This is a genomic window from Halomonas sp. H2, from assembly GCF_050215315.1.
Classification (GTDB): Bacteria; Pseudomonadota; Gammaproteobacteria; order Pseudomonadales; family Halomonadaceae; genus Vreelandella.
Genome location: NZ_CP189760.1, coordinates 1,778,228 through 1,791,553, shown reverse-complemented (window position 1 = coordinate 1,791,553; position 13,326 = coordinate 1,778,228). Strand labels below are relative to the sequence as shown.

General features: G+C 52.8%; 13 protein-coding genes and 1 tRNA gene. 9 read left to right on the top strand and 5 right to left on the bottom strand.

Features of this window, described 5'->3' with window-relative positions; genetic code table 11:
* The first annotated feature begins 15 nt into the window (after positions 1–15).
* The gene (gene purH, locus ACQE2I_RS08245) at positions 16–1,632 is read left to right on the top strand and encodes a bifunctional phosphoribosylaminoimidazolecarboxamide formyltransferase/IMP cyclohydrolase (protein WP_427031118.1); all 1,617 of its coding nucleotides are present in this window, start codon (positions 16–18) and stop codon (positions 1,630–1,632) included.
* Between the two features lie 114 nt (positions 1,633–1,746).
* Here purH and ACQE2I_RS08240 read toward each other — a convergent pair whose 3' ends face one another.
* Together ACQE2I_RS08240 and folE are read right to left on the bottom strand one after the other, a co-directional pair.
* Positions 1,747–3,204 carry an NAD-dependent succinate-semialdehyde dehydrogenase gene (locus ACQE2I_RS08240; protein ID WP_427031115.1) on the bottom strand — a complete coding sequence of 486 codons (1,458 nt, stop codon included), beginning with the start codon at positions 3,202–3,204 and terminating at the stop codon, positions 1,747–1,749.
* Positions 3,205–3,323: 119 nt separating this feature from the next.
* A complete protein-coding gene (gene folE / locus ACQE2I_RS08235; RefSeq protein ID WP_427031114.1) occupies positions 3,324–3,875 on the bottom strand; it encodes a GTP cyclohydrolase I FolE in 552 nt (183 codons plus the stop codon).
* A 227-nt stretch (positions 3,876–4,102) separates the two neighbouring features.
* Between folE and ACQE2I_RS08230 the strand changes: the two genes are divergently transcribed.
* Positions 4,103–4,663 (top strand): hypothetical protein, encoded by a 561-nt coding sequence (locus ACQE2I_RS08230; RefSeq protein ID WP_427031113.1) that lies wholly within the window; start codon positions 4,103–4,105, stop codon positions 4,661–4,663.
* Positions 4,664–4,689: 26 nt separating this feature from the next.
* On the opposite strand, the gene ACQE2I_RS08225 is transcribed toward ACQE2I_RS08230, so the two are convergent.
* Complete coding sequence (locus ACQE2I_RS08225; RefSeq protein ID WP_427031111.1) at positions 4,690–5,664, bottom strand: serine/threonine protein kinase; 975 nt, start codon at positions 5,662–5,664, stop codon at positions 4,690–4,692.
* A gap of 52 nt (positions 5,665–5,716) precedes the next feature.
* Positions 5,717–6,424, bottom strand: a complete 708-nt coding sequence (locus ACQE2I_RS08220) for a ComF family protein (RefSeq protein WP_427031110.1) — start codon at positions 6,422–6,424, stop codon at positions 5,717–5,719.
* Between the two features lie 83 nt (positions 6,425–6,507).
* On the opposite strand from ACQE2I_RS08220, the gene ACQE2I_RS08215 reads away from it, so the two are divergent.
* From ACQE2I_RS08215 to ACQE2I_RS08205, 3 genes are all read left to right on the top strand, one after another.
* Positions 6,508–6,592: transfer RNA gene (locus ACQE2I_RS08215), tRNA-Leu, on the top strand.
* A 285-nt stretch (positions 6,593–6,877) separates the two neighbouring features.
* Positions 6,878–7,525: a hypothetical protein gene (locus tag ACQE2I_RS08210; RefSeq protein WP_427031108.1), complete on the top strand. Its 648-nt coding sequence runs from the start codon at positions 6,878–6,880 to the stop codon at positions 7,523–7,525.
* Between the two features lie 32 nt (positions 7,526–7,557).
* On the top strand, positions 7,558–8,544 hold the full coding sequence (locus tag ACQE2I_RS08205; protein ID WP_427031106.1) for a hypothetical protein: 987 nt from the start codon (positions 7,558–7,560) through the stop codon (positions 8,542–8,544).
* Between the two features lie 83 nt (positions 8,545–8,627).
* Here the strand turns inward: ACQE2I_RS08205 and ACQE2I_RS08200 are convergent, their stop codons facing one another.
* Complete coding sequence (locus ACQE2I_RS08200) at positions 8,628–9,389, bottom strand: SDR family oxidoreductase (protein ID WP_427031105.1); 762 nt, start codon at positions 9,387–9,389, stop codon at positions 8,628–8,630.
* 190 nt (positions 9,390–9,579) lie between these two features.
* On the opposite strand from ACQE2I_RS08200, the gene ACQE2I_RS08195 reads away from it, so the two are divergent.
* The 4 genes from ACQE2I_RS08195 to ACQE2I_RS08180 all read left to right on the top strand — a co-directional run bounded on the left by ACQE2I_RS08195 (position 9,580) and on the right by ACQE2I_RS08180 (position 13,246).
* Positions 9,580–10,065, top strand: coding sequence for an FxsA family protein (locus tag ACQE2I_RS08195; protein WP_427031104.1), 486 nt, complete (start codon positions 9,580–9,582; stop codon positions 10,063–10,065).
* Between the two features lie 235 nt (positions 10,066–10,300).
* Positions 10,301–10,594, top strand: coding sequence for a co-chaperone GroES (locus tag ACQE2I_RS08190; RefSeq protein WP_290835232.1), 294 nt, complete (start codon positions 10,301–10,303; stop codon positions 10,592–10,594).
* An 84-nt stretch (positions 10,595–10,678) separates the two neighbouring features.
* Positions 10,679–12,322: a chaperonin GroEL gene (groL, locus tag ACQE2I_RS08185; protein ID WP_427031103.1), complete on the top strand. Its 1,644-nt coding sequence runs from the start codon at positions 10,679–10,681 to the stop codon at positions 12,320–12,322.
* A 192-nt stretch (positions 12,323–12,514) separates the two neighbouring features.
* A complete protein-coding gene (locus tag ACQE2I_RS08180; RefSeq protein ID WP_427031102.1) occupies positions 12,515–13,246 on the top strand; it encodes an RNA methyltransferase in 732 nt (243 codons plus the stop codon).
* Positions 13,247–13,326 lie beyond the last annotated feature (80 nt).

Genomic DNA, 13,326 nt, shown 5'->3' with positions numbered 1-13,326 from the left:
CACACGAGCACTCTAATGGCTGATACCCCTCTTATGGCTGATAATCCTTCCCTGACTGACAGCAACGCTACCCCCGTCCGCCGCGCCCTGTTGAGCGTGTCTGATAAAACCGGCATTGTGGAATTCGCCCGCGGGCTGACTGAGCAGGGTGTTGAGCTGCTCTCCACCGGTGGCACTTTCCGCTTGCTGCAAGAAAATGCCATCCCTGTAAAAGAGGTCTCTGAGCACACTGGCTTCCCCGAAATTATGGATGGCCGGGTTAAAACGCTGCATCCGAAAATTCACGGCGGTATTTTAGCCCGCCGTGGCCAGGATGATGCGGTAATGGCCGAGAACAACATCACCCCAATCGACATGGTGGTGGTCAATCTTTACCCCTTCGCCGCCACTGTCGCCAAACCCGACTGCACGCTAGAAGATGCCATCGAGAATATCGATATCGGCGGCCCCACCATGGTTCGCGCCTGCGCCAAAAACCATGCCTACACCACCATTGTGGTCAATAGCAGCGACTACCCGCGAGTGCTCGGCGAGCTGGCCGCCCAAGATGGTCAGGTAAGCCGCGCCACGCGTTTCGATTTAGCGGTAAAAGCCTTCGAGCACACCGCTGGCTACGATGGCGCCATTGCCGACTACCTAGGCCGCAAAGTAACGACTGCCGATGAAGCTTTCCCGCGCACCTTTAACCTGCAGCTAGCTAAAAAGCAGGATATGCGTTACGGCGAAAACCCCCATCAGCAAGCGGCCTTCTACGTAGACCCTCAGGCAAGCGAACCCAGCGTTGCCACCGCAAAAATGCTCCAGGGCAAACCGCTTTCGTATAACAATGTGGCCGATACCGACGCCGCCTTTGAGTGCGTCAAGGCCTTTAACGAGACGGCCTGCGTTATCGTTAAGCACGCCAACCCCTGCGGCGTTGCTATTGGCACCACCGCGCTTGAAGCCTATGAAAAAGCGTTTGCCACGGATCCTACCAGCGCGTTTGGCGGCATTATCGCCTTCAATATGCCGCTGGACGCCGAAACAGCTCAGGCAATTATCGACCGCCAGTTTGTCGAAGTGATTATTGCCCCTGGCGTCAGCGACGAAGCCGCCGCCATTGTGGCTAACAAGCAAAACGTACGCTTGTTGGACGTCAGCGCTCACTGGCCCGGTGCGCAACAGCCAGCGCTGGATTTTAAGCGCGTCAACGGCGGCTTGCTGGTTCAGCAGCGCGACGACGGCATGGTATCCCGCAACGACCTGACCGTGGTTAGCCAGCGCGCACCCAGCGAGCAGGAGTTACGCGATCTTGGCTTTGCTTGGCGGGTAGCCAAATTCGTCAAATCCAACGCCATTGTGTACGTCAACGCGGGCCAAACCGTGGGCGTGGGCGCCGGGCAAATGAGCCGCGTTTACTCGGCCAAGATCGCCGGCATTAAAGCCGCTGACGAAGGTCTTTCAGTGCCTGGCTCGGTGATGGCATCTGATGCTTTCTTCCCCTTCCGCGACGGCATCGATGCCGCCGCAGCGGCGGGCATTACCGCCGTTATTCAGCCGGGCGGATCAATGCGCGACCAGGAAGTCATTGATGCTGCCAACGAAGCTGGTATTGCCATGGTGTTTACCGGCATGCGCCACTTCCGCCATTAAGATCAGCCGCTAGCCCGGCCTTAATTACCGCCGTAAAAAAAAAGCCCCCATCAGCATGCTGCCGATGGGGGCTTTTTAGACTATTTCATTCACTCAGCAATAGCAGCTAGGCGCCTAGCCAAGATCAATACATAGGTACTTGGTTTCCAGATACTCTTCCAAGCCTTGATGACCACCCTCGCGGCCTAAACCGGATGCTTTTACGCCACCAAACGGTGCAGAGGCATTGGAGATAATGCCGGTATTAATACCCACCATGCCATATTCCAGTGCCTCGGCCACACGCCATACGCGGGCGAAATCACGAGAATAGAAATAAGAGGCTAGGCCATACTGAGTGTCATTGGCCATCTCAATAGCGGCCTCTTCATCGTCAAACGGGAAAACCGCCGCCAGCGGACCAAACGTCTCTTCGTGCGCTACTTTCATTTGGTCGGTAGCGAAACTGATCAGCGTGGGGGTGAAGAAATTACCGCCCAGCGGGTGCGGATGACCGCCAAGCAGCAGCTCAGCGCCATTATCAATGGCATCCTGAACATGCTCACTGACTTTTTCAACCGCATTTTCGTCAATCAACGGGCCGATATTGATGTTCGGCTTGGTGCCATCACCCACGTATAGCTCGCTGTTCATGGCGACCGCTAATTTTTCACAAAAAGCGTTAATGACGCTCGACTGCACCAAGAAACGGTTAGTGCATACGCAGGTTTGCCCAGCATTGCGGAACTTGGCGGCCATAGCGCCTTCAACGGCGGCATCCAAATCGGCGTCTTCAAACACGATAAAGGGTGCATTACCGCCAAGCTCTAGCGAGATCTTCTGAATATGCTCCGCCGCTTGCGCCATCAGTTTACGGCCTACTTCAGTAGAGCCGGTGAAGGTGATTTTGCGCACTTTCGGTGACTGGGTCATGGCCTGGGCAATTTCACTGGCGCTGCCCGGCACCACGTTAAAAACCCCGCGAGGGATGCCTGCACGTTCGGCTAACAAGGCCAGCGCAGTGGCTGAAAATGGGGTTTGGCTGGCTGGCTTAACCACAATCGTGCAGCCAGCAGCCAATGCCGCTCCGGCTTTGCGGGTAATCATCGCGGCGGGGAAGTTCCAGGGCGTAATCGCGCCCACCACCCCTACCGGCTGCTTGGTAATCACAATGCGCTGGTTGGCTTTCGCCGCCGGAATCGTTTCACCATAAACGCGCCGCGCCTCTTCGGCAAACCAGCGTAAAAAGCTGGCCGCGTAAGCAATTTCACCGGCGGCTTCTTTAAGCGGCTTGCCCTGTTCAAACGTCATCAGCATGGCGAGATCCTGCTGATGCTCGAGCATCAAGTCGTGCCACTTCATTAGCAGGTCAGCGCGCTCCTGGGCGGTCAGCGCTCGCCATGCCGGTAACGCAGCATCGGCTGCATCAATTGCGCGCTCTGTCTCGGCTTTACCCAAACGAGGAATATTGCCAATCGCCTCGCCAGTTGCCGGATTTAATACCGTAATCTGCTCGCCGCTATCTGCCGCAACCCAACTGCCATCAATATAGGCAAATGGGCAATATAGCTGTGTTTCGTTAAGCGCTTCCATGACAGGCTCCTAACCAAAATGATGGCCTTATTAGGCTCATTAACGTCCTCATGCTAAGACGAAACGCCCGCTTAGACCAAGTTTGTGGCGTGCTTAATTGGCCCATAAACGAGGCTAATTTAATTAATGAGCATCAAAAATTCTTGCCGCGTCGCTTGGTTGGTGCGAAAACCACCCAACATCACCGACGACGTCATGCTGGAATTCTGTTTCTCTACGCCTCGCATCATCATACATAGATGACGCGCTTCAACCACTACAGCCACGCCCTTAGCCTGGGTAACTTCCTGCACTGCCTCGGCGATCTCGCGAGTAAGGTTCTCCTGAATCTGCATGCGGCGGGCAAACATATCGACGATACGTGCAAACTTAGACAATCCTAATACTTTACCATTGGGTAAATAGGCAATGTGACATTTACCAATGAACGGCAGCAGGTGATGCTCACACATCGAATAAAGCTCAATGTCTTTCACCAGCACCATTTCATCGGTTTGTGATTCAAATACCGCACCATTAATAATTTCGTCCAACGACTGCGTGTAGCCTGCATTCAAAAACTGCATGGCCTTCGCTGCCCGCTTAGGCGTATCTCTCAGCCCTTCACGGTTGGGGTCTTCACCCAGTGCGGAAATTATCTGGCGATAGTGCTCAGCGATATCATCGGACATATAAAGCCTCGTCAAAAACTATTGTAGAAACTATTTTAAAAACCATTTCAAACGGATGCGTAATAGAAATTAAATAAAGAGCGCATTTTAACGCATCTGCCCGACGAAGGCCTCCCCTGCCTGCGGCAGAGCGCCGCGCCACCCACTTTGCATACCAGGGGCCTGTGATATGATAAATCGTACTATTTTACTGCCTTTACTGCAGGCACCAACCCTGAGAGTTCGCCATGTCATTTAAGCCATCACATTTTTGGTTAACCGCCATCGCGGCCCCATTTTTTGCAATGCCTCTATACGCCTCAGCGGCAGACGCTACACTGTCACTGCCCAACGAGGCGACCGTCGGTGTTGAGGTTGTAGAAGAGCTAACATTTAATTCGAACCAAGCGCGCCTAAGCGATATTTTACTGCACCCTACTCAAGCAGGCAGCGCCTCCCATTCACTGCCGGAGTTTTGTGTAATTGTGGGCAATGCGCAACGAGTGGATGAACGTATTCGTGTTACCACACAAGAGGCAACGTGCATTGAAACCCACGGCGCTGACAGCAATATTTTCAGCGGCGATTTTAGTGCTAGCGCTTATGCTGAGGATGGTCAATACGGCATCGCTTGCGAAGATACGCCTTGCACGCTTTCCCCCGGGCAAACATTTCTTCTTACGCTAGACGAAGCGCTGGAAATAACCGAGCTGGATAATCCTTCTGCAGAACTTAATCAGCAGCGCCGCCAAGTAGATGGTGAAGGCATCGCCAACCCCGTTCCCCGCGAAGAATCCGTGCCTGACTGAGCAAATAAGCGCCCTACTCCACCTGGTTACGCTAGCCAACGTGGATTGTCTAACTGAAGACACTGTTGCTCTAGCTGGCGGATATGCTGATCCCAGTAGCCACTATCTGCCAGCCAAGGAAATGCACGTGGAAACGCCGGGTCATCCCAGCGTGACACCAGCCATGCTGAGTGTCGGATAAGGCGGTAACTTCTTAACGGCTCAATTAACGCCATTTGATCACTCGGGAATGAACAGCTCTCTTCGTACCCTTCGGTAATTTCGCTTAAGTGGGATCGCCAGCCCTGGGGATCATCGGTGGGTAGTAACATCCAGATATCCTGCATAGCAGGCGCCATAATACAGTCGTCAAAATCAACGAGCGTAAACTGCTCGTCACGCCCCAGCACATTGCCCAAATGGCAGTCTCCGTGGCAGCGGATCATGCTGCTGGCAGGCACGCTGTGCTTTAACAGCTGCTGGTGCACTTTTTGAACAACCTTCTCATAAGCTCGCCGCTGATGCCGCGTCAACCTTTCGCTCGTTAGCACGCGCTGCTGAGCATCAAGCACCCCGCTGGCCATTTCTAAACGTGGGCGATGCTGAAACGTTTTGTTAGCGGACACTTGGTGTAATCGGCCTAGCAGCTCCCCCATGGCAAACAGGTGCGACGGGTTATCCAACTCTGGTGCTTGGCCGGGGCAATGGGGAAATAGGGTAAATCGAAATGCCTTAAAATAGTGTATCGACGCACCGGCCTTATCGCGCCACGGGGCCACTACCGGTACATTTTGATTGGCTAGTTGCTGCAGAAAATCGTGCTCTTCCTGAATCGCCATATCGGACCAGCGGTCAGGGCGGTAAAACTTAACAATCCAATTTTTGCCATCATCATCGCGAAACATCAGCACACGATTTTCGTAGCTATTTAGCGCAAAGGGTTCGCCTGCAGGCCAAATATCCAGTGACTCTACGGCAGACATCACCAAGTCGGGCGAAAGAGAGCTAAACGGGTGTGACATCGGTCACTCCTGGGTTGGCGAAGAAGCTAAAGATTGCGAAAAGTCTATTCTATCAATCCTTGCCTAGGGGTGTCCGCGCTGCAGCCCATATATCGACTCGGCTGGCTCCGGCCTCTAGCGCAGCTTGAGCCAATGCGTGCCCTGTAGAGCCAGTTGTCACCACATCATCGATTATCACGACATGTGAAGGTGGCGGCGATGCCAATACAAAGGCGCCCGCTAGGTTGGCAGCCCGTTGACGGCGGTTCAGGGTGCGCTGAGAGGGCGAGTGTTTTACTCGCGCTGCACTACTCACCATGGGCACGCCCAGCTGTTGACTAAGCCTCTCAGCTAACCAGTGCGATTGATTAAAGCCTCGTGTGCGGGCATGGGTTGGATGCATCGGTACTGACAAAAAAGCGTTTGCTTTGATAAGCGGCGGGGCCAATAACATCAGCTCGCTTAACAACATGCCCGCCCGCGAGGAGGCATGGAATTTAAAATCATGCACCAGCGCTTTAATGGCACCTTGATATAGCAGCCCAGTCTGGGTGGCCGTAAATGCCGGCGGCTCCGTTAGGCAGTGCCCACACAGTGGCGTTTCATGCGCCACCGGGTCTCCACATTGCTGGCAGGCGTGAAGATTCCAAGGCAGTTCTTTTAAACAGGCAGCGCACCACCCTTGCCCTGGCAAGGCAGTGGCCATACAGAACGCACAATACCCTGGCATGCCTCGCTGTAACCAACGACTTCCCCGCTGCAGCCACTGTTGTAACACCATGCCTTCTCCTTACGACTACCTGCATAAATATCAAATCATTGATTGACTTACGCCAAAAATTTGATAATATACGCCTCGTCTTAGCGGATGTGGTGGAATTGGTAGACACGCTAGATTTAGGTTCTAGTGCCGTAAGGTGTGGGAGTTCGAGTCTCCCCATCCGCACCAATTACTTGTTAGTCTTCAATCTCTTAGCATTACCCTATCCCCCCTAAATTGGTCATCGCCTAGTTAGCTATACAGGCATATCTTTGATCAGCCTTTAAAGTCAACGGATCAAGCGTTCCCTCTCATACTATATATTCATATCAATCAATGGCTTAATGCCATTTTTTTGTGCCTGACATTTGCGAATTTTATAGCTAATTGCTGGCCATGTGGCTGACTTAAACGCAATTCTCCGCTAAGTTATTAACCTAAATTCGCCAAACTACATGAGAAAGAACTCAAATAATGGAATGGCTCAACGAAAACGCTCAGGCAATCTCGGCAGTTGCGAGTATTTTCACCCTGTTTGTATGGGTGTTTTATGCCCAGCTGCTCTACAACGGCTATGTCCGCCAGCGGCGTCCTCGCGTTATTATTAATCGCGGCCAAGGCACTGGCGTCGATGCTATCTGCTTAATCAGCAATATGAGTAGTGAAGCGATCTATATCCAACACCTTGTAGCGGTACTGCATACCCAAAATCACAGCTACAATCTCGACGTGGTGGAGTACCAACAGCGTAGCAGCGAACAGCATGAAAACCGCTATCGCACCCATCAAGGCCCACTGGCTTCAGGAGATTACCTGAATATTCAATCGTTTGGTGACATTGTGAACCAGGTTAAAGCGTATTGGGAAATTGAGGATGATCTGCTGCATAAGCAGAATCTCAAGCTCGAAATTCGTGTCATTGCCATTTATGGGTCCGAAGATATGCCCATGGGCGCTTCACGTACCTTTAATCTTGATTTAGATGCAGCGCTCAATCGCCAGCTTATTCCGGCCAAGGTCGATACCAGTCGTCTTAACAGCCGTGGCCAACGAAAGCGTGTACTAGAGTGGGCAAAAGAGATAGAGACCCATAAACACCCTAAACACTGCTTTTTATACTAAACGGCGAAGCACGCAATGACTGGAACGACTCGATGCATAAAATTATAACCTTTTGCTGGCTTGGCCTAATGACTTCCGTCGCGGCTAACGCCTATGCCGAAGAGGAAGATAGCGATTTACCCGAGTGGGCTGAAGAGCGTGTTGAGCCGTTTCGCGAAAGCGTAGGCAACTGGGTAGACAATACATCGCGGCGCATTGATGGTTTTTTTGGCACCGACGATCATATGCAGGCCCAGAACGAGTCCTACCTACGCTTAGGCCAGGAAATTGACTGGATGGAGGGCGACGGCACGCGCGGCGATACATCGATCCGTTACCGTATCGATCTACCCACCTCAGAAGAGCGCTTGCGCCTAGTGATCGAGAGTGATCCCGAAGAGTCTCAAGGCACGCTTGAAGAGCAGGGCTCGGGCCGCCTTAATAATGATCAGCGCGACCGACGCAGTTCAACGCTGGGGCTAGATTGGCTAGAAAGCCGCGACAAACGCGAAAACTGGAGCAATCGAGTAGGTGCCGGGGTGCGTTTACGCCTACCGTTGGATCCTTACGTACGTTTTACTAGCGAACGCCTATGGCAACTCGGCGAAGGACCTTGGCAGCTTGAATCGAATAACCGTGTTTCTTGGTTCAACAATGAAGGCTACTCCGCCCGGACGCGCTGGGATGTCGGCCGCGCGCTAAGTGATAGCCGCCATTTACGCTTTATCTCAACCGTTCAGTGGCGTGAGGAAGAAGATAAACTCGAATACAGTGAAGTTGCCGAAATCAATCACCGCATTAACCGGCGCAGCGCACTGCGCTACTCCGCCATTGCCATTGGTGAAAGCGCCTCCAACCCGCGCATGACCAATTACTACCTGCAAACGCGCTACCGCCGCGATATTCATAAAGGCATTTTATTCGCCGACGTAATCCCAGAGCTGCACTTTCAACGCGATGTCAGCTACGACCCACGCTGGGCAATGACACTGCGCCTGGAGATGTACTTTCAGCGCAAAATTAGCCGCGACTATTTTTAAGCCAATGAAGCATGCCTTATGGGCGGCCTTATTGGGCCGCCCATTTATTTAATTAGCAAAACCTGCGCGGCCCCAGCGATAACTCACAGTCGCAACCCTCCATCACACTCAATGATGCGCCCGGTGAAGTAATCGTTTTCAATAATAAAAGCCACACTTTGGGCAATATTATCGGGCTCACCCAAACGCTTTAACGGCACACTTGAGGAGATGCGCTCTAACATATCGGGTCGCATTGCAGCGGTCATTTCGGTCGCCACAAACCCAGGCGCTACGGTGCCGGTACGAATACCATAACGGGCCAGTTCCTGACTCCAGGTAACCGTCAGTGCATGTACGCCCGCTTTGGCGGCAGCGTAGTTGCTCTGGCCCATATTGCCCGCCCGGGAAATGCTCGAGATATTGACAATCACGCCTTCATGTCCGGCTTCAATCATCTGGGTGGCAGCTTCGCGACCGCATAGGAAAACGCCGGTTAAATTAACATTAATGACGTTTTGCCAAGCCTCTAAGGACATGCGTTTATCCACTTGCCCCTGCTTGGCCTTTACCAGCAGCGCATCCTGAGTAATACCCGCATTATTGACACAGCCGCTGACCGGCCCCATGCGTCGCGCGATATCGGCAAATGCCTGAGTTACGGAGGCCTCGTCGGCGACGTTGACTACAAACGCCTGAGCGTCGATACCTTCAGCGGAAAGCTGCGATACCGCCTGATCAAGCGCTTCAGCGCTCATATCCAAAAGCGCCATACGCGCACCCTGCTTGCCCAACCGCAGCGCCATGGCATAACCCAACCCACGCGCCCCACCTGTAACTGCAAATACTTTATCGGCAAGTACCATTTGTGACTCCTTACGACAGGTTAAATCAGCCTCATTATGCACTGCAACATAGAAGAGGCATTGACATAAATCGAGCCCCATCACCGCTGCCATACGCAACGCTAGCTGCTTGCTATTTATATTTATGTCACCATATTACGCAATTACGACGGTTATCGAGCCGCTTTCTGGCGTTTTTTTGGAGTTAGTCATGCCTATTCTTATTTTTATATCACTGTTTACTCTACTTGATTTTGTTGTCCTTTTTTCAATTGGCAGTCAAATAGGCTTACTAACGACCCTACTCTTAGTACTCGGCACCGGTTTTGCCGGGCTTCATCTTATCCGTAAAGAAGGGGTCGCGACGTTTGCTCGTGCACGCCAGCGTATGCAGGCTGGCGAGGTTCCTTCCAGTGAACTATTAACTGGCGCTGCGCTTATCTTCGGTGGCGCCTTATTAATGGCCCCAGGCTTTTTGTCTGATGCTCTAGGCCTGGCGTGCTTGATTCCCAGCGCACGTCAGCTGATGTTCAAGGCACTGACCTGGCTGGGGCTTAAAAAAGTTGCTGGGCAACAGCAAGGCCCGAGTGCTTCATCAGCCCGATCCAATGAATCTCAAAACAGTCAATCGTCACCACAAGATGGCCCGATTGAGGGGGATTTTATCAGTCGAGATGAGCCCCCACGCCGTCGTTAAGGTTTCCCCTCGAAAGAAAATCAGCGAAAAAGCAATTTTTTATTACCCGCCCCCTTGAAAGGCCATCCACAGCCCCCATTTTTCATCCAGCACACAAATTCGGTGGCGATCTAAACGGTAGCTGCCATTAACAACGAAGACCGTGAGGTCTTCGATTCTCGCGGGTTACTCCCTCGAGAACACTTTTTAGCTAGCCGCCCTCATCAGGGTTTCAACCATACTCAGGAGAACGTGAATGAATATCCGTCCTTTGCACGATCGTGTCATCGTCCGTCGCGTTGAAGAAGAGCAAAAAACCGCTGGCGGCATCGTGCTTCCGGGCAATGCCCAAGAAAAACCAACACGTGGCGAAGTACTTGCCGTTGGTAATGGCCGCATTCTCGAAAATGGCGATGTCCGTCCGCTAGACGTTAAAGTTGGCGATAACGTGATCTTTAAAGATGGCTACGGTGTCGAGAAACAAAAAGTCGACGGCGAAGAAGTCTTGATCATGAGCGAAGCCGATATTCTTGCGGTTGTTGAAGGCTAACCATCGTTGCAGCTGGTACTTATTTAACCAGCGCCTCGATTAATTACTTTCACGTTTTTGCATTCAATTTAGGAAGTAGCAGATATGTCAGCTAAACAAGTTAAGTTCTCCGATGATGCCCGTAAGCGCATGGCGCGCGGTGTTGACGTTCTTGCCAACGCAGTAAAAGTAACCCTCGGCCCGAAAGGCCGTAACGTGGTACTGGAAAAATCTTTCGGCTCCCCCACTGTTACTAAAGACGGTGTGTCTGTCGCCAAAGAGATCGAACTGAAGGACAAGTTCGAAAACATGGGCGCTCAGATGGTGAAAGAAGTTGCTTCACAGACTTCTGACGTCGCTGGCGACGGTACCACCACCGCTACGGTTCTGGCCCAGGCAATCATCGCAGAAGGCCTGAAGGGCGTGACCGCCGGCATGAACCCGATGGACCTTAAGCGCGGCATCGACCAAGCGGTCAACGCTGCGGTTAAAGAAATCAAAGCCATGTCTGTACCTTGCACCGACACCAAGTCGATTGCTCAGGTAGGCACAATCTCTGCAAACGGCGACAAGCGCATCGGTGAAATCATCGCCGATGCGATGGAAAAAGTCGGCAAAGAAGGCGTCATCACTGTCGATGAAGGCCGTGGCTTTGAAGATGAGCTGGAAGTCGTTGAAGGCATGCAGTTCGACCGTGGTTACCTGTCACCTTACTTCGTGACTAACCAAGACACCATGTCCGTTGAACTGGAAGATCCTTACATCCTGTTAGTGGATAAAAAGATCTCCAATATCCGTGAGCTGCTGCCGGTGCTAGAAGCCGTTGCTAAGCAGGGCAAGCCGTTGGCTATCATCGCTGAAGATATCGAAGGCGAAGCGCTGGCAACACTGGTAGTGAACAACATGCGCGGTATCGTTAAAGTAGCCGCTGTTAAAGCGCCTGGCTTTGGCGACCGTCGCAAATCCATGCTGCAGGATATTGCCATCCTGACCAACGGCACGGTTATTTCTGAAGAAGTTGGCCTAACGCTTGAGCAAGCGAACCTGGATCACCTGGGTACCGCTAAGCGCATGACGATGTCGAAAGAGAACACCACCATCATTGATGGCGCTGGCGTGGAAAACGATATCGAAGCACGCGTTAACCAGATCCGTGCGCAGATCGAAGACACTTCTTCTGACTACGACAAAGAGAAGCTGCAAGAGCGCGTTGCCAAACTGGCAGGCGGTGTTGCCGTTATCCGCGTCGGTGCTGCCACCGAAGTGGAAATGAAAGAGAAGAAAGCCCGCGTTGAAGACGCCCTGCACTCTACCCGTGCGGCCGTTGAAGAAGGCGTTGTACCTGGTGGCGGTACTGCACTGGTTCGCGTCATGGCCAAAGTGCAAGGCCTGACCGGCGACAACGAAGACCAGAACCACGGTATCAACATGGCGCTACGCGCTATGCAGTCACCGCTGCGTCAAATCGTTTCTAACGCCGGTGCCGAGCCCGCCGTTGTAATCAATCGCGTGAAAGATGGCGAAGGTAACTTTGGTTACAACGCTCAAACCGGTGAATATGGCGACCTGTTCGAAATGGGTGTTCTAGACCCAGCTAAAGTTACCCGTTCTGCGCTGCAGTCCGCGGGTTCTGTTGCGGGCCTGATGATCACCACCGAGTGCATGATCGCTGAAGACCCGGAAGAGAAAGACGCTGCCCCTGATATGGGTGGCATGGGCGGAATGGGTGGCATGGGCGGCATGATGTAATGCACCCCTGAGCCCTCTGCTCAAGACTGTTAGCTGTTAAAGCAGTCACCAACAACCCCGCCTTGTGCGGGGTTGTTGCGTTTAGGGGTTGTTGCGTTTAGGGCTTGCTGTTTTACGCAGTTTGAACCCCTATGCGTTGGGCAAGCGTGGTATCATCAGCGCGATTTTTTAAGCGACCAGGCTAACTAGCGCATGTTGCAACATATCCGTATCGTACTCGTGCAGACCTTTCATCCAGGTAATATCGGCGCTGCGGCAAGGGCGATGAAAACCATGGGCCTAACCGAACTGGTGCTGGTTAATCCACGCATGTTTCCGGATAAAGAGGCGACTCGGCTAGCGGCGGGCGCCACCGATGTTCTGGAGAGCGCTCGCGTGGTTAGCTCACTGGATGAAGCCGTTAACGATTGCGTTCAGGTCGTCGGTGCCAGCGCCCGCTTACGCAGCCTACCCTTGCCCCACTTTGACGAACCCGATGAGATGGCAGCAGACGTCATTCACAACGCGCAAACCGCGCCGGTGGCGCTAGTGTTTGGGCGCGAGCGTTCGGGACTGACTAACGATGAGATTCACTGCTGCACACATCAAGTCAGCATTCCTGCCAATCCTGATTACGGCATTCTGAATTTATCCCAGGCGGTACAGATACTGGCTTATGAAGTGCACCGCGCCTGGCGCAAAGGCGAGGACAGTGGCTTTGCTTACCAGCGCCCGCTAGCGGCAACGCCGCCCAGCCGCGAACAGTTCCTACACTTTCAAGCGCACCTGGGCTGCTTGATGCAGGCGAGTGGCTTTCTAACCCAGCCTCACGCCCGCACTGAAGAGCAGCTTCAAGCCCTCTTCGCCCGCGCTCAGCCTAGCCGCAAAGAACTTTCGCTGTTGCGGGGGCTATTAAGCGCGTTTGAAAGCCACCTACCTAAATAGTGAGTTATTAAAATGTGAAAAGGGACAACACTAGTGGTTGTCCCTTTTACGTTTAAAATAGTGCTGTTTAGCAACAGCGC